Origin of the sequence: Pseudomonas sp. MPB23, from assembly GCF_046605395.1 — a bacterium.
Classification (GTDB): Bacteria; Pseudomonadota; Gammaproteobacteria; order Pseudomonadales; family Pseudomonadaceae; genus Aquipseudomonas.
Map to the genome: position 1 here is coordinate 1,702,651 of NZ_CP176771.1, position 22,020 is coordinate 1,724,670.

The following is a 22,020-nucleotide window of genomic DNA, read 5'->3' on the forward strand; positions in this document are numbered from 1 at the left end:
CTATAAATCTTATTTTTTCATTTGTTTATTCATTAAAAGAATATGCTGCCCACCAATCGCCAAGCGAAAAAAAAGGCCGTCGAAACGGCCTCAAAACCCCTGCTATGTGTACTTTGAAATGCGATCACCAGGTGGGAGGGGGCTTGCTCCCTCCCACATCGGTCCTGTTTCAACGGTTGGGTTGCGGTGTCAGCCGCAGATACGGCTTCACCGCCCGATACCCTTTGGGAAAGCGTTTCTTGATTTCTTCCTCGTCCTTGAGCGACGGCACGATCACCACTTCATCACCGTCCTGCCAGTTGGCGGGCGTGGCGACTTTGTAATGGTCGGTCAGCTGCAGCGAGTCGATCACCCGCAGGATTTCGTGGAAGTTGCGCCCGGTGCTGGCCGGGTAGGTGATGGTCAGGCGGATCTTCTTGTTCGGGTCGATCACGAACAAGGAACGTACGGTAAGGGTATCGCTGGCATTCGGATGGATCAGGTCGTAGAGGTCCGAGACCTTGCGGTCGGAATCGGCCAGGATCGGGAAGTTGACGACGGTGTGCTGGGTTTCGTTGATGTCTTCGATCCACTTGTGGTGCGAGTCCACCGGGTCCACCGACAGGGCAATGGCCTTGACGCCGCGCTTGGCGAATTCGTCCTTGAGCTTGGCGGTGAAACCCAGCTCGGTGGTGCATACCGGGGTGAAGTCCGCCGGGTGGGAAAACAACACACCCCAGCTATCACCCAGCCATTCGTGGAAACGAATCTTGCCGGCGCTGGAATCCTGTTCGAAGTCGGGGGCGATGTCGCCCAGTCTTAGGCTCATGGTGTGGCTCCTGATGAGTGCTTCAGGAACCCACTGTGCATCGGTCGCGGATATTTTAAAAAGAATAAATAAGGATTTATCTAGACGATAAAGGAATATTAAAAATGTGTTCACTGGACCGGGGAACAGGCGAGGGCCAACATTCGCTCCAAGGTTCGAGAAGGCCTTGAGACGCTGTAAAAGAGGGGTTCAGGAAGGGCTTGCGGGGGTTGAGCCCGACTTGAAAAGCAAGACACCCTGCCCGGCGTTGCGCCGGGCAGGGTTTACAGTCTTACAACAGCTTCACGCTACTAGAACAGTGGCAGGGTGTAGCTGACGATCAGACGGTTTTCGTCCTGGGAACGGGTGTTCGCCAGGTCGGTACGCCACATTGCGTTTTTCCAGGCAACGCCGAGGTTTTTCAGCGGGCCTTCTGGAATTACGTAGGCGAGCGTGATGTCACGTTCCCACTCGGATTGACCGGTAATTTCAGTGCGCGTAGCGGTAACGGTGTCGATATCGCTGCCCTTGAGGTAAACAACACCAGCCGTCAGGCCAGGTACGCCGACTGTAGCGAAGTCATAAGCGTAGCGAGCTTGCCAGGTACGCTCGCCGGCACGGGCGAACTTCTGGATCTGCATGTCAGTTGTCAGGTAAGCCGACGAACCGTCGCCCTGGTTCAACCAAGGGAAGTCGCTGCTGCCGTTGCTGACCTGATAACCACCACCGAAGGTGTGACCGGCAACGGTGTACAGGAACAGGCCGCTGTACAGGTTGTTGTCAACCTTGCCCTTACCGCTGTTAACACCACTGTAGTTACCGCTGGTGTAGTAAGCGGCGGTGTTGCCGTTCTTACCATCGTCAGAGCTGTTGAAATAACGCAGGTCAGACTTCAACACGCCCGGACCGATGGCCCAGTTGTGAGTCAGCCCCAGGAAGTGCTGCTTGTAGAAGTCTTCCAGATTGCCGTAGTAGTACTGGGCAGTCAGGTCCTTGGTGAGTTTGTAGTCACCACCAGCGTAGTAGAACTTATTGCTAAATTTGCCGGCGTTGTAGTTAGAACTAGCGTTGGCGCCCGCGATCGACAGGTTTTCGTTATTGCTGGAGTTACGACCCTTGGCCTTTTCGACCTGACCGGCAACCAGGGTCAGATCCTTGATGTCGTTGGTAGTGATCTGACCACCTTGGAACGTTTGTGGCAGCAGACGACCATCGTTGGTCACGATGACTGGCAACTTAGGCTGCAGGGTGCCCAGCTTCAATTCGGTTTTGGAGATCTTGACCTTGCCGGTCACGCCCAGGCTGGCAAAATCGTTAACGGCCGTATTGCCATCGCTTGGGAATACAGTACCGCCGGAAGCAGTGCCGGTGTAGTTACCGTGGTTTTCGCGGCTGGAGTCCAGACGTACGCCATACAGGCCGATCGCATCAACGCCAAACTGAACGGTACCTTGGGTGTAACCCGAGATGAAACGCAGATCGAAGCCTTGGCCCCATTCAGCGTTCTTGCTACGCGTGTTCGAGGTACCTGATGGCTGGCCATCGCGGTTATCGGTGTTGATGTAAAAGTTACGCGCACTCAGGGTGGCGTGGCTGTCTTCGATGAAACCGGCAGCGCCTGCTTGCTGGGCGATGACGCCCAAAGCTACAGCCAGTGCCAAGGTGGACTTCTTCATGTACCGCTCCTCTTACTTTCTAATTTTTGTATTTCTTTGGTCCCGGGTCTGACGCCCGCGATCCACAGATGCGCGATTAGCACCGCATAGTGACCGACAAGTCAATCGTAACCTTGTGTGTCTACTACCTTCGTCTAATCGCAGTTGATTTGGTCCTTGCAGGGTAATGAGTTTTTCATACACCCAAAAAGAATTATTTCATCCTTTTTCATACAATTTCGGAATAAGCCTTTGCATGCGTCAGGCACGCCAGAGTAGACGAGTCGTCGCATAAGCCAATTCCAAAAGGGTATTTGTTGTGCGCTTTTTAGATCTTTTAGGCTTGAGCGCTGCGTTATATACGTCAACCAAGACCAAAAAGGCGAGACCATCACGGCCAAACGCCCATCTTCCCGTCAATTTGTTACAGTTTTTGTATCGCTAATATTTCAAGGCGGCATCAAAACCGCCGGTGGAACCGTCTGCCAGCGAAAGCTTCGCGCAATTTAACCCTCTGCACCTTGATCATTCCGGCTCAAAGTCAAGAATTCTGAAACTGTCGCTGTGAGGATTGGGACACACACGCCCCAAAGGCTTGAGCGGCAACGTCATCGGCAGACAAGCCAGCGCCCACAGGAGCCGGCTCAATGGTGGGAGGGCAGGTGTTTACAGGGCCTTCTCGAAAATTTTCGAGTTACGCTGATAGTTGTACAGCGATGCCCGCGCCGAAGGCAGGCGATCCACACTGCTGGGCACAAAGCCGCGCTCGCGGAACCAGTGCGCCGTGCGCGTGGTGAGCACGAACAGCGTCTTCAAACCCTGCGCCCGGGCGCGGGCCTCGATGCGCTCGAGCAACTCATCGCCGCGCCTGCCGTGGCGGTACTCCGGGTTGACCGCCAGGCACGCCAGTTCCCCCGCGTCCGAATCGGCGATCTGATACAGCGCCGCGCAGGCGATGATCATGCCTTCGCGTTCGACCACGCTGAACTGTTCGATCTCGCGCTCCAGCACTTCCCGCGAACGGCGCACCAGGATGCCCTGCTCTTCCAGCGGGCTGATCAGGTCGAGCAAGCCGCCAACGTCTTCAATCGCCGCCTCGCGCACCAGCTCGAATTGCTCCTGGGCCACCAGCGTGCCGCCGCCGTCCCGGGTGAACAGTTCGGTGAGCAACGCACCGTCTTCGACATAGCTGACGATATGGCTGCGCCCTACTCCGCCACGGCACGCTTCGGCGGCGGCATCGAGCAATTCGGCCTGGTAGTTGCTGCCCAGGCGCTGCAGATGCGCCGGCACTTGCTGTGGACGCAATTCGCGCACCAAACGGCCATTTTCGTCGATCAGGCCGGGATCGGCGCCGAACAGCAGGAGCTTGTCGGCAGCCAGGTCGATGGCGGCGCGGGTGGCGACGTCTTCGCAGGCCAGGTTGAAGATCTCGCCGGTGGGCGAATAACCCAGGGGCGACAGCAGCACGATGGAGCGCTCGTCCAGCAGGCGGTTGATGCCCTTGCGGTCGACGCGGCGCACTTCGCCGGTGTGGTGGTAATCCACGCCTTCCAGCACACCGATCGGGCGTGCCGTGACCAGATTGCCGCTGGCTACGCGCAGGCGCGAGCCCTGCATCGGCGACGACGCCATGTCCATCGACAGGCGCGCTTCAATGGCAATACGCAGTTGGCCGACCGCGTCGATCACGCACTCCAGGGTCGCGGCATCGGTGATGCGCAGGCCCTTGTGGTAAACCGGGGTGAGGCCGCGCGCGTCAAGGCGCGCTTCGATCTGTGGGCGCGAACCGTGGACCAGCACCAGTCGCACGCCCAGGCTGTGGAGCAGCACCAGGTCGTGGACGATATTGCCGAAGTTCGGATGATCCACACCATCGCCGGGCAGCATGACCACAAAGGTGCAGTCCCGGTGAGCGTTGATGTAGGGCGAAGCGTGACGAAGCCAATTGACGTAATCGGGCATGGAACCTGGGCCTGTAATAAAAAGCAGCCGAAAAAGGATGAGTCGTGAAAACGCACAGCAGGCTGATGGTTATCGTCGGAACAGGCTTGGCGACACGCTCGCTCTCCTTATGTACGAATGGGTGGGGATCAAATTAGGCAGGTGTCAGGCAGTAATGCTCGATCAGCTCCCGCAATAGACGCACTGTAGGCGTCAAGCGTGACATTTCGAGGTGCTCGCCCGGCTGGTGAGCGCAGGCGATATCGCCAGGGCCAAGCACCAGGGTTTCGCACCCAAGGCGCTGAAGATAAGGCGCTTCGGTGCCAAACGCTACTGCTTCGGCACGATGACCGGTCAATCGTTCCGCGACCCGCACCAGCTCTGCGTCTTCGGCCTGCTCGAACGGCGGCACTTCGGCGAACAGCGGCGCATAGTCGATCTTCACCTTATGGCGCTCGGCCACCGGCTCGAGCTTCTGCCGGATCGCCGCGCGCAGCACCTGCGGGTCCATGCCGGGCAAGGGCCGCAGATCGAACTCCAGGGAACACTGGCCGCAGATGCGATTGGGGTTATCGCCGCCATGGATGCAGCCGAAATTCAGGGTCGGTTGCGGCACGCTGAACTGCGGGTTGCGGTATTCGCGCTGCCAGGCCAGACGCAGGCCGCGCAATTCACCGATGGCGTCGTGCATGGCTTCCAGGGCGCTGTGGCCCAGGCTCGGGTCCGACGAATGGCCACTGCGACCGAGGATGTCGATGCGTTCCATCATCACGCCTTTGTGCAGGCGGATCGGCTTGAGGCCGGTCGGCTCGCCGATCACCGCCGCGCGACCCAGCGGACGACCGGCAGCGGCCAGCGCACGGGCCCCGGACATCGAGCTTTCTTCATCGCAGGTGGCGAGGATCAGCAATGGCTGCTTGAACGGCTGATCCAACAACGGCAACACAGCTTCAATCGCCAAGGCGAAAAAGCCCTTCATGTCACAGCTGCCCAGCCCTACCCAGCGGCCGTCGATTTCCGTCAGCTTCAGCGGATCGGTCTTCCACAAGGCGGCGTCATACGGGACGGTATCGCTATGACCGGCCAGCACCAGGCCACCTGGGCCTGTGCCGAAGCTGGCGAGCAGATTGAATTTGCCGGGGCTGACGGGCTGGATGTCGATGGCGAAGCCCAGGTCGCCCAGCCAACTGGCGAGCAGGTCGATCACCGGGCGGTTGCTCTGGTCGAGAGACGCTTGGGTGCAACTGACCGACGGTGTGGCAATCAAGGCGGCGAATTGCTCTTTCATGGACGGTAACGGCATGCGCGGTCTCCCTACTTCCCGGATGAACCTCACTATAAAGGCATCGGTGCGACACAATAAACCGTTGCGGCGCGTTGCCGGGCTCAGTCCTGTACACTGCACGGCCTTGGCAGCCACTCTTTTTCCCGGCTGCACTCCCGATCCTGGATTTTCCGGCCATGCAGAAAGAAACCGAAATCAAGCTCCGCGTCAGCCGCGAAACACTCGCCGCGCTGCGTGAGCACCCGCTACTGAAAAAACGCAACAAAAGTGGCTGGGAACGCCGTGAGTTGATGAACCAATACTTCGACACCCCTGAGCGCGACCTGGCCAAAGCCAAAGTCGCCCTGCGCTTGCGCAAGGACGGTGACGACATTATCCAGACCCTCAAAACCCGTGGCCAAAGCGTCGCCGGCTTGTCGGAGCGCAACGAATACAATTGGGAATTGCCCAAAGCCAAGCTCGACGTGAAGAAACTCGACGGCGAATGCTGGCCCGAGGAACTCGCCGAGCTGGACAAAAAGACCCTCAAGCCGATCTTCACCACCGACTTCGTGCGCGAACGCGCCGAAATCGCCTGGGGCCGCGGCAAGGCCAAGGTGGTGATAGAAGCCGCCCTGGACCTGGGCCATGTCGTCGCCGGCAAGCAGAAAGAAGAAATCTGCGAACTGGAACTGGAACTGCGCGAAGGCGAACCCGCTGCCCTGCTGGAGCTGGCCGCCGAACTGGCCGCGACCCTGGCGCTGATGCCCTGTGACATCAGCAAGGCTGAGCGCGGTTACCGCCTCTACGACGCCAGCAGCTACTCCCTGAGCCTGCCGGCACCGCAACTGCACGCCGAAATGCCGCTGGACGACGCCTTCGCCGCGATCATGTGGCACCTGTTGGGCAGCAGCCAGCGCCTGGCCGAGCAATACCGTTTCAACGGCCACTGGCGCCTGTTGCAAGACTGGGTCGAAAACCTCGGCGAATTGCGCGCCTTGCTCGGCAGCCTCGGCCAGGCCGCGCCGCGTCAATCCACCAGCGAACTGCGCAGCGCACTCGATGCTCTGCTGGAAGACTGGCGCCCGCTGGTCCAGGCCGGTGACGACGATGAAGACATCCGCAAAGCGGCGCCGGAGCAATTCGCCGACGAATTGGCCGACGTGCGCTGGGGCCTGTTCTCACTGAACACTTCCCGCTGGTTGCTGAACCGCACCTGGGCCGCCGACCGCAACGTGCGCGGTAACCGTCAGGGTGCTGCGCAAATCACCAACTGGCTGCCGCGCCTGCTGGCCGACGATGCCGTCGCTCTGCAGTTGCAGCGTTACCAGCAGCAACCGGAAGACCTGGCCGAGCAACTGCCGCGTATCGAACGCATCCAGGCGTGGCTGCACCATGCACGTCAGGTGGTGGACATTCCGGAACTGGACCGTCTGTACGGCGAGCTGAACAAGCTGGCGCTTCTGGCCAACCAGCCGATCACCGACGAATCGTTGGATGCACGTATGCATCAGACGATTGCGGTGTATCAGAACCGTGCCTGGAAGACCCTGCTGCGCCTGTGACCTCGCTCTCGAAAGCAACCCCCTCCCACATTTGCAATGCATTCTAAATGTGGGAGGGGGCTTGCCCCCGATGAGGCCAGCCCGGTCAGCACAATACTGGCAGGCTGGTGGTGGACTTGATCTCCGACAAAGCCACGATCGAATTGACCTCCTGAATCCCCGGCACCATCGACAACTTCTCGAAGAAAAACCGCTCGTACGCCTCGATATCCGCAGTGACGATGCGCAGCAGAAAATCCACCGCGCCCATCAGCACATAACACTCCAACACTTCCGGAAAGCCACGAATCGCTTCGGTGAACTCCGCGAAATTGGAACGCCCGTGGGCGTTGAGTTTGACCTCGGCGAAAATCTGCGTATTGAGGCCGATCTTCTTGCGATCCAGCAGAGTGACCTGACCGCGAATCACGCCCTCTTCCTTGAGCCGCTGGATGCGTCGCCAGCACGGTGACTGGGACAACCCGACCTGCTCAGCGATCTGCGCGCTGGAGAGTGAGGCGTCCTCTTGCAGAAGAGCCAGGATGCGGCGGTCGTAGGCGTCCAACTCGCTTTGCATAGAAACACCTTAAAAATTGATTTTATTGAATTGAATGATTCGATTAATCGTCAATCAAGCTCATCTTAGATAAGAAATCTCCGCCAGCGAATGTAAAAATTTCTCCAGTCGAATCTGGAGAGTCAGCATGCACGCCGTCGAAACCAACCACCCAGCTACCCGCATCGATGCATGGGCCGTCAACAGCGCCCATTGCCAGGCCCATTACCAGATCGTCGCCGAGGCGGAGCCCGACGTGTTGTGCCGGGTGCTGAACTATTTCGCGCTGCAATCGCTCACGCCTGAGCAGGTCATGGTCAATCGTCAGGAAGACCTGCTGCACATCGATATCGTGATGGGGGGCCTGAGCTGGCATCGTGCCCAAGTGATCGGTGAAAAGATTCGAAACCTGATCAGCATCTGCGTAATGGACCTTTGGCCCGCTGACGCCGTGGGGCCTCAGGCGGTGGCGGCCGCCGCCCGGTAAAAGCCTGCAATACACGTGGGGAGGAAGATATTCAGGGGCTGGCTAGCCTGGGATTTACCCCCCGACGCCACCCAGGAATTTCTGCATGCCCACTGACCGACGATTGGAACTGCGTCCGCTGTTGCCGCCCTTGATCGACGCCGGGCTGATCAAGGCCGACATGGCCCAGCGTTTGTCGAGCCTACCGACCGACCCAGACCGGCATCCATTGGAATGCATCGCTGCCGAAGGCCCGTGCCTGGAAACCCTGACCCAGTGGCTGGCCCGGTACGCCGGGCAACCTTACCTGCGGATCGACCCGCTGAAAATCGAGGTGGCGAAGGTTGTGCCGCTGATGTCCTACGCATTCGCCCAACGCCACGCCATCCTTGCGGTCGCCGTGGACGCGCAGACCGTCACTGTCGCCAGCGCCCAGCCTTACGTCACCCGCTGGGAAGCCGGGCTTGCACAGGTGCTCAAGCGCTCGATCAAGCGGGTGGTGGCCAACCCCCAGGACATTGCACGCTGTATCGGCGAGTTCTACCGACTGGCGAAGTCTGTGATCGGCGCAGAGCAAAAGGCAGTGGCGCCCGGCCAATCCGACCTGCTCAACCTCGGCGCCAGCGACCAGGAGCCGGATGCCAACGACGCGCACATCGTCAATATCGTCGACTGGCTATTGCAGTACGCCTTCGGCCAGCGGGCCAGTGATATTCATGTCGAACCGTGCCGCGAACAGGGCCGTGTACGCTTTCGCATTGACGGGCTGTTGCACGACGTCTATCAGTTTCCACCCCAGGTCACGATGGCGGTGGTCAGCCGCCTGAAAAGCCTGGGCCGCATGAACGTCGCGGAAAAACGCAAACCCCAGGACGGCCGGGTCAAGACCAAAAGCCCGATGGGTGCGGAAGTCGAGCTGCGTCTTTCAACCTTGCCCACCGCCTTTGGCGAAAAGCTGGTGATGCGGATTTTCGACCCGCAGGTACTGCTCAAGGACTTCGACCAACTGGGGCTGTCCGACGAGGACCAGCAACGCTGGCGCGCCATGACTCGCCAAACCAGTGGCATCATCCTGGTGACCGGTCCGACCGGTTCAGGCAAGACCAGCACCCTCTACACCACACTCAAGCAACTGGCGTCACGGGAGGTCAACCTGTGCACCGTGGAAGACCCGATCGAGATGGTCGAGCCGGCCTTCAACCAGATGCAGGTGCAGCACGCTATCGACCTGACCTTTGCCAGAGGCATCCGCGCCCTGCTGCGCCAGGACCCGGACATCATCATGATCGGCGAAATCCGCGACCGGGAAACCGCCGAAATGGCGATCCAGGCCGCGCTGACCGGGCACTTGGTACTGTCGACCCTGCATACCAACGATGCCCCCGGCGCCATCAGTCGCCTGCAGGAACTGGGGATTGCTCATTATTTGATCAAGGCCACATTATTGGGCGTGATGGCGCAGCGTCTGGTACGACTGCTGTGTCCCGATTGCAAGCGCATGGCGGGGGATGCCCACGAAGCCATCGGGTGCGCGCAGTGCCGACACAGCGGTTACCGCGGTCGCGCCGGGGTCTACGAGATCATGACAGTGGACGAAGATCTCAAGGCGCTGATCATGCCCGGCGCCGACATACAGGCCCTGCGCCGCACGGCCATTGCCCGCGGCATGTGCAGCCTGCGCATGGCCGGCCTGCTAAAGGTCAAGGCGGGGCTGACCACGATGGCGGAGGTATTGAGGGTAACGCCTGGGGATTTAGAAACAAATGCTTTGTCAATTGGGCGGTGAAATCGCTCTTATTCGCGACAAGGCCGTTACAATCGGCCGAATGTCGTTTTACTGACACTTTCAGATAGGGAATCGCTATGCAGATCGGAACCGTACTGCTTCTTTTCGTGGGATTGGCCATCGCCATCCTGTTCATGGGTTTCAAGGTCGTGCCCCAGGGCTACCAATGGACGGTCGAGCGCTTCGGCCGCTACACCAACACCCTCAAGCCAGGCCTGAACATCATCATCCCGGTCATGGACCGAATCGGTCGCAAGATCAACGTGATGGAAAGCGTGCTGGATATCCCGCCGCAGGAAGTGATCACCGCCGACAACGCCACCGTGCAGATCGACGCAGTGTGCTTCTTCCAGGTGGTCAATACCGCGCAAGCCGCCTACGAGGTCAACAACCTCGAACACGCCATCCGCAACCTGCTGCAAACCAATATCCGTACCGTGCTCGGCTCCATGGAGCTGGACGCCATGCTCAGCCAACGTGACGGCATCAACGAAAAACTGCTGAAAACCGTCGACGAAGCCACAGCGCCCTGGGGCATCAAGATCACCCGCATCGAGATCAAGGATATCAGCCCACCCGCCGACCTGATGGCCGCCATGTCCGGCCAGATGAAGGCCGAGCGGATCAAGCGTGCGCAAATCCTCGAGGCCGAAGGTCTGCGCGCCTCGGCAATCCTGACCGCCGAAGGCAAGAAACAGGCGCAGATCCTTGAAGCCGAAGGCAGCCGTCAGGCGGCTTTCCTGGAGTCCGAAGCCCGCGAGCGTCAGGCCGAAGCCGAAGCCCGTGCCACTCAGGTGGTGTCGGAAGCTATCGCGTCAGGCAACGTGCAGGCGGTCAACTATTTCGTCGCACAAAAATACATCGACGCCCTGGGCAAGCTGGCGTCGGCCAACAACAGCAAGGTCATCCTGATGCCGCTGGAAGCCAGCCAGGTGATCGGTGCGGTCGGCGGTATCGGCGAGATCGTCAAGGCCACGTTCGATAGCAAGAAAGGCTGAGGCCACCATCATGTGGGATTTCCTGCAGCATTTGTCATTCTGGGATTGGCTGGCGCTGGGCACGGTGCTGTTGATACTTGAGGTATTCGGCGCTGGTGGTTACCTGCTGTGGATGGGTATTGCAGCGGCCGCCGTGGGCGTGATCACGTTTCTGTTCCCACACCTGGGGATGGAATGGCAACTGCTGTTGTTTGCCGTGCTGTCGATACTGACGGCGGTGTATTGGTGGAAACGCCAACGCAGCAGCGCCAAAGCCAGTGACCAACCGGGCCTGAACGAACGGGGCTCGGAGCTGATCGGCCGCACTTTTGTGGTCCATCAGGCGATTGTCGATGGCCGAGGGAAGGTAAAAGTCGGGGATGGCGTGTGGATGGTCACCGGCCCGGACACACCCGTAGGTGCTCATGTACGGGTGGTCGGTCAGGACGGTGCGGTGCTGAAGGTAGAAACTGTTTAGTCAGAGAGGGAACTCGGCTGGGCTAACGGCAATCATAATGTACAGATACCCCACCCGGAGTCACCCATCATGCGTCTCAAATATGCTGTCGCAACCCTCGCTGTGCTTTCCCTCCCTGTCGGCTCAGCCATGGCCGACACTTTCTGGCGCAATGTCATCTCTTCAGGCGCCACTACCGGTTCGACGTACCTGACCTTCAAGGACCACAAGCTGGTAGTCGCCGCTCAAGACGACGCCGGCAGCTTTGTTGCCAGCGACGGCGGCATCCGTGGTCCGTACCTGGAAGCGGCCATGCAAAAAGTCCGCGCCGACAATCCTGGCCTGCAAGCCACGGATATGGAACTGGCCAACGCCATCCTTGCGAAAAACGCTGTCACCGAGTGATGCCCTCACTCTGAAAAATGCCGCTCTCGAAGCGGCATTTTTTTGTCCCCACGCTGACGATTCATTCACAGGCGACAGGCTATATTCAGTAGAACCGTGCAACCATGCCAGTACTGATACCTTGCTTACTCATCGCCAATCTGAAACGGATGCCTTCGTCGTTATGAGCCAACAGCCCTTTCTGCCGTTTTCCAAACCTACCATCGACGAAGCCACCATCGCGGCGGTCGGCGATGTACTGCGCTCGGGCTGGATCACCAGCGGGCCGAAAGTGCAGGCATTCGAGGCGCAGTTGTCGGAATATTTTGGCGGTCGACCGGTGCGTACCTTCAACTCGGGCACCTGCACCATGGAGATTGCCTTGCGCATTGCCGGTATCGGGCCGGGCGATGAAGTCATCACCACGCCGATCTCCTGGGTCGCCACGGCCAACGTGATCCTGGAAGTGGGTGCCACGCCGGTGTTCGCGGATATCGATCCGGTCACCCGCAATATCGATCTTGCCCAAGTGGAGGCCGCGATCACGCCACGCACCAAGGCAATCATTCCGGTCTACCTGGCTGGCCTGCCCGTGGATATGCCGATGCTGTATGCGCTGGCCAACAAGTACAACCTGCGCATCGTCGAAGACGCCGCACAAGCGCTGGGATCCAACTGGGACGGTGAGCGAATCGGCTCCACCGGCGATTTTGTGTCGTTCAGCTTTCAGGCCAACAAGAACATCACCTCATCCGAGGGCGGCTGCCTGGTACTGAACAATGCCGAAGAAGCGCGCCTGGCGGAAAAATACCGCCTGCAGGGCGTGACCCGCACCGGCTTCGACGGCCTGGACGTGGATGTGCTGGGGGGCAAGTTCAACATGACCGATATTGCCGCCGCCATCGGACTGGGACAGTTTGCCCATATCGAGAAGATCACTGCCCACCGCCGCCGTCTGGCGCAGCACTACTTCAAGTGCTTCGGCAGCGACTTCGAGGAAAAATACGGTGCGCAACTGCCGCCGGCGGATTTCGAAAACAGCAACTGGCACCTGTTCCAACTGGTGCTGCCGGAGCGTCAGGACGGCCTGCCCGCCCGCGCCACTTTCATGGAGCAGATGCAGGCCCACGGTGTAGGCATTGGCTATCACTACCCGCCGATCCACCTACTTAGCCTGTATCGGGCGCAGGGGTTCAAGGAAGGCATGTTCCCAGTGGCGGAAAAGGTAGGACGTTTGATCGTGTCGTTGCCGATGTTTACGGCAATGACGTTAGCGGATGTCGAACGGTCGGTTGCGGCGGTAAAAGCGGTGCTGCAACGCTGAAAGCGTATTGCAGGAGCCGGATGCCCGGCTCCTGCAACAGGATCACTCGCGGATAAGGAACGCTTCGTAGCCAGCAGCATCCAACAACGTGTCCAGGTCAGCCGGGTTAGCGGGCTTGAGCTTGAAGATCCAGGCGCCATAAGGGTCAGAGTTCAACAGCTCAGAGTTCGCGCTCAGCTCCTCGTTGACGGCAATGACCTCGCCAGCCACCGGGGCGTAGATGTCCGAAGCAGCCTTCACCGATTCGACTACGCCAGCCTCGCCTTCGGCGGCAAATATGGCGCCCACTTCAGCCAACTCAACAAACACCACATCCCCCAAGGCTTCCTGGGCATGGTCGGAGATGCCGACGGTCACGGTGCCGTCAGCTTCCAGACGGGCCCATTCATGACTCTTGGCAAAACGCAGGTCGGCCGGGATATTGCTCATAGTCTGTGTCCTCAAGAAGAAATGTCAGCGGCCTTTGGCCTGCCGGAAATAGTTAGATCAAGGTTTTTCCATGGCGCACGAAGGTCGGTTTGACCACTCGAACCGGGTACCACTTGCCGCGGATTTCCACTTCGGCCCGATCGGCAGTCGCCGACGGTACACGCGCCAGGGCAATGGATTTGCTCAGCGTAGGAGAGAAACTACCACTGGTGATCTCCCCTTCGCCAACATTGGCGATACGAACCACCTGATGCGCACGTAAAACCCCGCGTTCTTCCAGCACCAATCCCACCAGTTTGGACTGCACACCCGCCGCCAGCTCGGCTTCCAGCGCCCCACGGCCGATGAAGTTGCGCCCGGCAGGCTCCCAGGCAATGCTCCAAGCCATGTTGGCCGCCAGCGGCGAAACGTCCTGGCGGATATCCTGGCCGTACAGGTTCATGCCGGCCTCCAGGCGCAAGGTATCGCGGGCACCGAGGCCGATGGGTGAAATACCTGCACCTACCAGGTCGTTGAAAAAACCCGGCGCCTGGTTGGCAGGCAGGACAATTTCCAGGCCATCTTCACCGGTGTAACCGGTCCGGGCGATAAACCAGTCGCCATCGGCCTGGCCTTCAAAGGGCTTGAGCTGATGAATAAGCGTGGCACGAGACTGAGTGACCAGCTCGGCAATTTTTTGCCGGGCGTGGGGGCCTTGAATCGCCAGCATGGCCAGCTCGGGGCGTTCAAGCAGTTGCACCTGATAGTCGCCCAGTTGCGCGTGCATCCAGGCCATGTCCTGGTCACGGGTGGCGGCATTGACCACCAACCGGTAACCGGTTTCGGTACGGTAGACGATCATGTCGTCCACCACACCGCCCTGCTCGTTGAGCATGGCGCTGTATAACGCACGGCCGCAGCCATCCAAACGGTCGACGTCATTGGCCAGCAGGTGCTGGAGCCATTCCTTGGCCTGGGGGCCTGAGATATCGATCACGGTCATATGCGATACATCGAACACCCCGCAGTCGCGTCGCACCTGATGGTGCTCTTCAACTTGCGAGCCGTAGTGCAGAGGCATATCCCAACCGCCAAAATCGACCATTTTCGCGCCGAGGGCGAGATGCAGGTCATACAGAGGCGTACGCTGTCCCATGGGTTTCTCCTTCCGGGCTTGGCGAAGGTGCGCAGAGTTGCCGTTCGTGCTGAATGCCTTGAGTTACAAGGCCCGCAGCGACGCACAGCGACTCGATCCGAAAGACGGGCTGCACCGAATGCCGCGCATTGTAGCCTCAAGCTGTAGGACTGGCACCTAGCCGATTTGACGGGCAGAGCGTCGGATCAGCCCGATGACCGGTAGCAGGCCCACCAACACCAGGGTCAAGGCCGGTAATGACGCTCGCGCCCATTCCCCCTCGCTGGTCATTTCAAAAATCCGCACCGCCAGGGTGTCCCAGCCAAACGGGCGCATCAGCAGGGTCGCGGGCATTTCCTTGAGCACATCGACGAACACCAGCAGCGCAGCGCTCAGCGTCCCGGGCAGCAATAACGGCAGATACACTTTGCAAAACAGTCGTGGACCGCTCACCCCAAGACTGCGTGCCGCTTCCGGCAAGGAGGGCCGGATGCGCGCCAGGCTGTTTTCCAGCGGGCCATAGGCCACGGCCAGGAAACGCACCAGATACGCCAGCACTAGCGCCGACAGGCTGCCCAGCAGCAAGGGTTTTCCCGCGCCGCCCAACCAGTCGGACAACGGCACCACCAGTTCGCGGTCGAGATAGCTGAATGCCAACATGATCGACACCGCGAGCACCGAGCCCGGCAAGGCGTACCCGACGTTGGCCAGGCTGATGCCGGAGCGAATCGCTCGGGTCGGCGCCAGGCGTTTGGCGAAGGCCAGCAGCATCGCCACGCTGACGGTGATCAGCGCCGCGATCCCCCCCAGGTAGAGGGTGTGGACGATCAGGCCCGAATAGCGCTCATCCAGGTCGAACCGTCCGCGCTGCCAGAACCAGGCGACCAATTGCAACATCGGAATGACAAAGGCACAGGCAAATACCAATCCACACCAACTGCTGGCTGCCGCCGCCTTGAAACCGCGCAGGTGATACAGGGCTTTGCCTCGTGGCCTTTCGTTACTGGGTCGGCTGGCACCCCGGGCGCGCCGTTCGCCGTAGAGCACCAGCATGACCAACAACAGCAACAGGCTGGCCAACTGTGCCGCGCTGGACAGGCTGAAAAAGCCATACCAGGTCTTGTAGATGGCGGTGGTGAAGGTATCGAAGTTGAACACTGAGACCGCGCCGAAATCCGCCAGGGTTTCCATCAACGCCAGGGCCACGCCCGCGCCAATCGCCGGTCGCGCCATGGGCAGCGCCACGCGCCAGAACGCTTGCCAGGGTGACTGTCCCAACACCCGCGCGGCTTCCATCAAGCCTTTGCCCTGGGACAGGAACGCAGTGCGTGCCAGCAGGTAGACGTAGGGGTAGAACACCAGCACCAACACGATGATCACGCCGCCGGTGGAGCGCACCCGTGGCAAACGCAGCCCTGTGCCAAACCCGTCGCGCAGCAGGGTTTGCACCGGGCCGGCGAAATCCAGCAGCCCCACAAATACAAAGGCCAGCACATAGGCAGGAATCGCGAAGGGCAGCATCAACGCCCAGTCGAGCCAGCGCCGTCCGGGGAACTCACAGAGGCTCGTGAGCCAGGCCAGGCTCACGCCCAGCAGCGTGACGCCGATACCGACGCCCAGCACCAGGGTCAGGGTGTTACCCAGCAGGCGCGGCATCTGAGTGTCCCAGAGGTGGGACCAGATTTGCGTGTCAATGCTTTGCCAGGACAGCACCAGCACGCTCAGCGGCAGTAGCACCAGGGCGGCGACGGTGAAGACCGGCAGGTACCAGCGACGTTGAGCGGGGTGGGCCAAGAGCAAGTTCCCGGGGAATGGGTGATCTACAGACAGACACAAAACAATGCGGGAGAGGGCTTGCTCCCGATGGAGCCATGCCCGTCACCTCATCAGTGACTGACCGACCGCCATCGGGAGCAAGCGCCCTCCCACATATACATTCAGTTCCAGCCGGCCCGATCCATCAAGCGAATCGCCTCGGCCTGACGCTTGCCTGCCACTTCCACCGGCAAGGTATCGGCCACGAACTTGCCCCAGCTCGCCACTTCAGCCGATGGCGGTACCGCCGGGTTGGCCGGGAATTCCTGGTTCACGTCGGCAAAGATCTTCTGCGCCTCCGGCGTGGTCATCCACTCCACCAGTGCCTTGGCGGCTTGCGGGTGCGGCGCGTACTTGGTCAGGCCAATGCCCGAGAGGTTCACATGCACGCCGCGGTCGCCCTGGTTTGGCCAGAACAGCTTCACCGCCAGGTCCGGTTTCTGCTTGTGCAGGCGACCGTAGTAATACGTATTGACGATACCGACGTCGCATTGCCCGGCGTTGATCGCTTCCAGGACGGCGATGTCGTCGGAGAATACATCGGTGGACAGGTTGCTGACCCAGCCCTTGACGATGGCTTCGGTCTTGGCCTCGCCATGGGTCTCGATCAGGGTGGCGGTCAGCGACTGGTTGTAGACCTTTTTCGCCGTGCGCAGGCACAGGCGGCCTTCCCATTGTTTGTCGGCCAGGGCTTCGTAGGTGGTCAGCTCACCCGGTTTTACCCGGTCGGTGGAATAGGCGATGGTCCGCGCGCGCAGGCTCAAGCCGGTCCAGGCGTGCTTTGAAGAGCGGTATTGCAGAGGGATGTTCTTGTCGATCACGTCAGAGGTGAACGGCTGCAGGATGCCCATCTGCTCGGCCTGCCAGAGATTGCCGGCGTCGACGGTGAGCAGCAAGTCGGCGGTGGCGTTTTCGCCCTCGGCCTTGATGCGCTGCATCAGCGGGGCTTCCTTGTCGGTGATGAACTTCACCTGTACGCCGGTCTTTTGGGTGTAGGCGTCGAACACGGGCTTGATCAGTTCATCGATGCGCGAGGAGTAGACCACGACTTCGTCGGCCGCCTGCACGGTGGTGGTGCCGATCAGGGTGAGTGCCAGGGCAGTCAGAAGGCGTTTGGATGCCGACATGGGGGGCGGTCTCTCATATGCAAATTGAAGGCAAATGATAGGGACTCACATTTAGCATCTCAATCAAACACTCAGCGGAGGCGTTACCAGATGTTGCAAACCACACCCCCCCGTAGGGGCGAGCTCGCTCCAGGGGGTGTGTTTCAGAATTTGGCCAGTTCCGGCAGATCGCCCGTCAGGCCGAGGGCCTGGCGAACGAAGATGGCCTTCGCTTCGGGCATCTGGTCGACCAGCTTCAAGCCCGCATTGCGCAACCAGCGCAATGGCAATTGATCGGCCTGGAACAAGCGCTCGAAGCCCTCCATCGCCGCCATCAGCGCCAGGTTATGCGGCATGCGCCGGCGCTCGTAACGGCTCAGCACTTTCAAGTCCGCCAGGCGCTCGCCACGCTCGGTGGCCGACAACAGCACCTCGGCCAGCACCGCGGCGTCGAGAAAGCCCAGGTTCACGCCCTGTCCCGCCAATGGATGGATCACGTGGGCGGCATCGCCGATCAGTGCCAGGCCCTCGGCCACATAGCGCTTGGCGTGGCGCTGGCGCAAGGGCACGCAAACGCGCGGGTCAGCGCTGACCACGGTGCCCAGGCGCCCTTCGAACGCACGTTCCAGTTCACGACAGAAGCGTTCATCGTCCAGCGCCATCAGGCGTGCGGATTCAGCCGGCGTGGTCGACCAGACGATCGAACACCAATCCTCCTGGCCATCGCGCACCAGCGGCAAAAACGCCAGCGGACCCGTGTCGGTAAAGCGTTGCCACGCCGTCCGCTGGTGCGGCTGGCTGCTGCGCACGCTGGTGACGATGGCGTTATGCAGGTAATCCCATTCGCGCGTTGCGGTGCCGGTCAGGCGGCGCACGGCGGAGTTGGCGCCATCGGCGGCCACCACCAGCGGCGCGCGCAACTTGCGGCCATCGGCCAGGGTCAGCAGCCAGTCATCGCCGGAGCGACGCATCTGCTCCAGGCGTGCATTGGCCAAAAGGCCCAGGTCGCAGTCGTGCAGACGGTCGAGCAAGGCATCCTGGACCACACGGTTCTCGACGATATGCCCCAGCACCTCGGCATGCACGCTGGCCGCCGAAAAGTGGATCTGCCCGGTGCCGCTGCCGTCCCACACTTGCATCTCGCCGTAAGGACTGGCGCGCCGTGCGACGATGCCATCCCACACGCCCAGACGCTCCAGGATGCGCTGGCTGGCGGCGGACAAGGCGCTCACCCGTGGCTCGAAGGCGGCCTCGGGGTCGAACGGCTTGACGCTGAGCGCGCTGCCGTCGAGCAGCAGCACTTGCAGGCCACTGCCCTGCAACGCCAGCGCCAGGGCGCTTCCGACCATTCCGGCCCCGACAATCAGCACATCTGCGCGCATGTCCATGCTTTAAGCCTGTCTCGCTGGCGGCTTGCGCCGCACGTAAAGGGTTTTGTCGACCCGCGCCACCAGGGTGCCGGAGCCGTCATGAATCTGGACCTTGAGGTGGGGCAAGTACTTCTCGCCACCTTCGGTCTGTCGACGCACCTCATCGAGCAAGGCGTCGTCGATGGAAAATTCGGCGTACACCGGGCCCTTGCCCGGCGAGACGAAATCGATGCTGGCGGCCTTGTCCCAGACAATGTAGTCGCGGCCCAGGTTCTCCATCAGCATCAACATGTAGAACGGGTCGACCATCGAATACAGGCTGCCGCCGAATTGCGTGCCGACGTAATTGCGGTTGTACCAACCGAGGCCCATGCGCACTTTGACATGGCGAAAATCGGCGCTCAGATGCTGCACGCTGATGCCCGCGCCCAGATAAGGTGGGTACAGGGTCATGATCCAACGCAATAACCGCGCCTTGCCCAGACGCGCGATCAACCATTTACGCATCGGGACGCGTGCCCAGGCCCATGGCCTGACGGGCGAACCAGCGCTTGGCCGGCGGTAACAGGTCCAGGCCCAGCAAACCCATGTTGCGGCCCAAGGCCACCAACGGTTGGGCACTGCCGAACAGCCGCGTGACCTGGTCGGAGAAACCCACGGTCAGCTTCTGGTCCATCCGCTGGCGCTCGCGATAGCCTTGCAAGGTCGCCAGGTCACCCGGTACCGCCGGCCCGGCCAGCAAGGCCTCGGCCAAGGCACTTGCGTCGCGCAGGGACAGGTTGAAGCCCTGCCCGGCAATCGGGTGCAGGCTGTGGGCAGCGTTGCCGAGGATGGCCAGGTGCGAGCGCACTTGCTCTTCGGCTTCCACCAGGCTCAACGGGTACAGATGACGGGCGCCCACTTGCTTCAAGGTACCCAGGCGATAGCCGAACACGCCCTGCAATTCACTCAAAAAGCTGCGTTCATCGAGCGCGGCCAGACGTTGAGCGTCCATGCCGACACGGGTCCAGACCAGCGCGCAGCGGTTGTCCGGCAGCGGCAGCAAGGCCATCGGCCCGTCGTCGGTGAAGCGCTCGAAGGCTTCGCCATTGTGGGCTTCGCTGGGGGTGATGTTGGCGATCAGCGCGCTCTGGTTGTAGGGACGGGTTTTCACACCGATGCCCAGTTGCTCGCGCAAACCGGAACGACCGCCATCGGCCAGCACCGCAAGGTCGCACTCGAGTACAGTTTCGTCGTTGAGGGTCAGGCGATAGCCATCCGGCAGCGGTTCCATGCGTGTGACTTCCGCCGGGCAACGCCAACTGACCACATCGCGGTCCAATCCCTGCCACAGACATTGGCCGAGCCAGGCGTTTTCCACCACATAACCGAGGGCCGGCACCCCTTCTTCCATCGCCGAAAGGCGCGCGGTGGAGAAACGCCCCCGGTCCGACACATGGATCTGCTTGATCGGCTCGGCACGGCGGGAAATGTCCTGCCAGATGCCCAGTCGCTGATAAATCTGACGAGCCCCGTAGGACAACGCCGACGACCGCGCATCGTAGCTCGGCTGGTAGCTGTCGCCCGGTGCGAACGGTTCGATCAGGACAATCTTCCAGCCGAGCTCCTTGGCGCCGGCCTGCAACGCCAGCGCCAGGCTGGCACCCACCAGGCCGCCGCCGATGATCGCCAGGTTGACCCGGCTCATCGGGCTGCCGCCATCAGCGCTTCAATCTCAGCGACCGCCTTGGGCACGCCGCCAGTCAGGATTTCACAGCCTTGCTTGGTCACCACCACGTCGTCCTCGATGCGTACGCCAATGCCACGCCATTTCTTTGCCACGTTCTGGTTGTCCGGCGAAATATAGATGCCCGGTTCCACGGTCAGCGCCATGCCGACTTCCAGCACGCGCCATTCACCACCCACTTTGTACTCGCCCACATCATGCACATCCATCCCCAGCCAATGGCCGGCGCGGTGCATATAGAAAGGCTTGTAGGCTTCGCTGGCGATCAACTCGTCAACGTCGCCCTGCAACAACCCCAGCCTGACCAGCCCGGCGGTGATCACCTGGACGGTCGCCTCGTGGGCCTGGTTCCAATGCTTGTTCGGCGCGATCTCGGCAAAGGCGGCTTCCTGGGAGGCCAGCACGATTTCATAGATCGCCTTCTGTTCCGGCGAAAACTTGCCGTTGACCGGCCAGGTGCGAGTGATGTCGCTGGCGTAGCAGTCGATTTCGCAACCGGCATCGATCAGCACCAGGTCGCCGTCCTTGAGCAGCGCGTCATTCTGCTGGTAATGCAGGATGCAACTGTTGCGCCCGGCGGCGACGATGGAGCCATAGGCCGGCATCTTCGCGCCGCCTTTGCGGAACTCGTAATCCAGTTCGGCTTCCAGGCTGAACTCGTGCAAACCGGCGCGACTGGCCTGCATCGCGCGCACGTGGGCCGCGCAGGAAATGCGTGCGGCCTCGCGCATCACCTTCACTTCCGCCGCCGATTTATACAGGCGCATGTCGTGGAGCAGATGATCCAGGGCAACGAATTCGTTCGGTGGCTGGGCGCCCAGGTGCGCTTTGGAGCGGATAACGTTGATCCACTCCATCAGGTGCCGGTCGAATTCGGCATTGCTGCCCATGGCCGAATACACCCGGTCACGGCCTTCGATCAGGCCGGGCAGGATGTCGTCGATATCGGTGATGGGGAAGGCATCGTCGGCGCCAAAGTCACGCACGGCGCCTTCGGTACCGGCGCGCAGGCCGTCCCACAATTCGCGCTCGGCATTGCGTTCGCGGCAGAACAGCACGTATTCGCCGTGCTGGCGACCGGGCATCAGCACGATCACCGCTTCAGGCTCGGGGAAGCCGCTCAGGTACTGGAAGTCGCTGTCCTGGCGATAGACATGCTCGACATCGCGATTGCGGATCGCCACGGCGGCGGCCGGCAGAATGGCGATGCTATTGGGGACCATCTGCGCCATGAGCGCCTTGCGGCGCCGGGTGTATTCCGCTTTCGGGATATGGATCATGGGCAGATGGGCTTCCTTTCTTAGTGCAGTGACGGC

General features: G+C 60.8%; 20 protein-coding genes. 7 read left to right on the plus strand and 13 right to left on the minus strand.

What is annotated here, in order from left to right; all coding sequences use genetic code 11:
* Positions 1 to 169 precede the first annotated feature (169 nt).
* From ACLH0J_RS07910 to argE, 4 genes are all read right to left on the minus strand, one after another.
* A complete protein-coding gene (locus ACLH0J_RS07910; RefSeq protein ID WP_411391535.1) occupies positions 170 to 808 on the minus strand; it encodes a peroxiredoxin in 639 nt (212 codons plus the stop codon).
* A 290-nt stretch (positions 809 to 1,098) separates the two neighbouring features.
* Complete coding sequence (locus ACLH0J_RS07915) at positions 1,099 to 2,463, minus strand: OprD family porin (protein ID WP_411391536.1); 1,365 nt, start codon at positions 2,461 to 2,463, stop codon at positions 1,099 to 1,101.
* Between the two features lie 645 nt (positions 2,464 to 3,108).
* Positions 3,109 to 4,407, minus strand: a complete 1,299-nt coding sequence (gene argA, locus ACLH0J_RS07920) for an amino-acid N-acetyltransferase (RefSeq protein WP_411391537.1) — start codon at positions 4,405 to 4,407, stop codon at positions 3,109 to 3,111.
* A gap of 133 nt (positions 4,408 to 4,540) precedes the next feature.
* Positions 4,541 to 5,689 (minus strand): acetylornithine deacetylase, encoded by a 1,149-nt coding sequence (gene argE / locus ACLH0J_RS07925; protein WP_411391538.1) that lies wholly within the window; start codon positions 5,687 to 5,689, stop codon positions 4,541 to 4,543.
* A gap of 158 nt (positions 5,690 to 5,847) precedes the next feature.
* Here argE and ACLH0J_RS07930 point away from each other — a divergent pair, with 158 nt between their 5' ends.
* On the plus strand, positions 5,848 to 7,215 hold the full coding sequence (locus tag ACLH0J_RS07930; RefSeq protein WP_411391539.1) for an inorganic triphosphatase: 1,368 nt from the start codon (positions 5,848 to 5,850) through the stop codon (positions 7,213 to 7,215).
* Positions 7,216 to 7,300: 85 nt separating this feature from the next.
* Here ACLH0J_RS07930 and ACLH0J_RS07935 read toward each other — a convergent pair whose 3' ends face one another.
* Complete coding sequence (locus tag ACLH0J_RS07935; RefSeq protein ID WP_411391540.1) at positions 7,301 to 7,771, minus strand: Lrp/AsnC family transcriptional regulator; 471 nt, start codon at positions 7,769 to 7,771, stop codon at positions 7,301 to 7,303.
* A gap of 127 nt (positions 7,772 to 7,898) precedes the next feature.
* Here ACLH0J_RS07935 and ACLH0J_RS07940 point away from each other — a divergent pair, with 127 nt between their 5' ends.
* The 6 genes from ACLH0J_RS07940 to ACLH0J_RS07965 all read left to right on the plus strand — a co-directional run bounded on the left by ACLH0J_RS07940 (position 7,899) and on the right by ACLH0J_RS07965 (position 13,144).
* On the plus strand, positions 7,899 to 8,237 hold the full coding sequence (locus ACLH0J_RS07940) for a hypothetical protein (protein WP_411391541.1): 339 nt from the start codon (positions 7,899 to 7,901) through the stop codon (positions 8,235 to 8,237).
* Between the two features lie 85 nt (positions 8,238 to 8,322).
* On the plus strand, positions 8,323 to 10,002 hold the full coding sequence (locus ACLH0J_RS07945) for a GspE/PulE family protein (RefSeq protein ID WP_411391542.1): 1,680 nt from the start codon (positions 8,323 to 8,325) through the stop codon (positions 10,000 to 10,002).
* Positions 10,003 to 10,079: 77 nt separating this feature from the next.
* On the plus strand, positions 10,080 to 11,000 hold the full coding sequence (locus ACLH0J_RS07950; RefSeq protein ID WP_010564478.1) for an SPFH domain-containing protein: 921 nt from the start codon (positions 10,080 to 10,082) through the stop codon (positions 10,998 to 11,000).
* A 10-nt stretch (positions 11,001 to 11,010) separates the two neighbouring features.
* Positions 11,011 to 11,457, plus strand: coding sequence for an NfeD family protein (locus ACLH0J_RS07955; RefSeq protein WP_411391543.1), 447 nt, complete (start codon positions 11,011 to 11,013; stop codon positions 11,455 to 11,457).
* Between the two features lie 69 nt (positions 11,458 to 11,526).
* Positions 11,527 to 11,841, plus strand: coding sequence for a DUF2388 domain-containing protein (locus tag ACLH0J_RS07960; protein ID WP_411391544.1), 315 nt, complete (start codon positions 11,527 to 11,529; stop codon positions 11,839 to 11,841).
* A gap of 163 nt (positions 11,842 to 12,004) precedes the next feature.
* Positions 12,005 to 13,144, plus strand: coding sequence for a DegT/DnrJ/EryC1/StrS family aminotransferase (locus ACLH0J_RS07965; protein WP_411391545.1), 1,140 nt, complete (start codon positions 12,005 to 12,007; stop codon positions 13,142 to 13,144).
* 42 nt (positions 13,145 to 13,186) lie between these two features.
* Here the strand turns inward: ACLH0J_RS07965 and gcvH are convergent, their stop codons facing one another.
* The 8 genes from gcvH to pepP all read right to left on the minus strand — a co-directional run bounded on the left by gcvH (position 13,187) and on the right by pepP (position 21,984).
* Entirely contained in the window at positions 13,187 to 13,573 is a 387-nt protein-coding gene (gcvH, locus tag ACLH0J_RS07970) for a glycine cleavage system protein GcvH (protein ID WP_411391546.1), read from the minus strand.
* Between the two features lie 52 nt (positions 13,574 to 13,625).
* Complete coding sequence (gene gcvT, locus ACLH0J_RS07975) at positions 13,626 to 14,708, minus strand: glycine cleavage system aminomethyltransferase GcvT (RefSeq protein ID WP_411391547.1); 1,083 nt, start codon at positions 14,706 to 14,708, stop codon at positions 13,626 to 13,628.
* Between the two features lie 156 nt (positions 14,709 to 14,864).
* On the minus strand, positions 14,865 to 16,481 hold the full coding sequence (locus tag ACLH0J_RS07980; protein WP_411391548.1) for an ABC transporter permease: 1,617 nt from the start codon (positions 16,479 to 16,481) through the stop codon (positions 14,865 to 14,867).
* 143 nt (positions 16,482 to 16,624) lie between these two features.
* Positions 16,625 to 17,629, minus strand: coding sequence for an extracellular solute-binding protein (locus tag ACLH0J_RS07985; RefSeq protein WP_411391549.1), 1,005 nt, complete (start codon positions 17,627 to 17,629; stop codon positions 16,625 to 16,627).
* A 143-nt stretch (positions 17,630 to 17,772) separates the two neighbouring features.
* The gene (locus tag ACLH0J_RS07990; RefSeq protein WP_411392788.1) at positions 17,773 to 18,990 is read right to left on the minus strand and encodes a 2-octaprenyl-3-methyl-6-methoxy-1,4-benzoquinol hydroxylase; all 1,218 of its coding nucleotides are present in this window, start codon (positions 18,988 to 18,990) and stop codon (positions 17,773 to 17,775) included.
* Between the two features lie 9 nt (positions 18,991 to 18,999).
* Entirely contained in the window at positions 19,000 to 19,485 is a 486-nt protein-coding gene (locus ACLH0J_RS07995; protein WP_411391550.1) for a DUF4442 domain-containing protein, read from the minus strand.
* Complete coding sequence (gene ubiH, locus ACLH0J_RS08000) at positions 19,478 to 20,665, minus strand: 2-octaprenyl-6-methoxyphenyl hydroxylase (RefSeq protein ID WP_411391551.1); 1,188 nt, start codon at positions 20,663 to 20,665, stop codon at positions 19,478 to 19,480. Before ubiH ends, ACLH0J_RS07995 begins: the two co-directional genes overlap by 8 nt.
* Complete coding sequence (gene pepP / locus ACLH0J_RS08005; RefSeq protein ID WP_411391552.1) at positions 20,662 to 21,984, minus strand: Xaa-Pro aminopeptidase; 1,323 nt, start codon at positions 21,982 to 21,984, stop codon at positions 20,662 to 20,664. Before pepP ends, ubiH begins: the two co-directional genes overlap by 4 nt.
* Positions 21,985 to 22,020 lie beyond the last annotated feature (36 nt).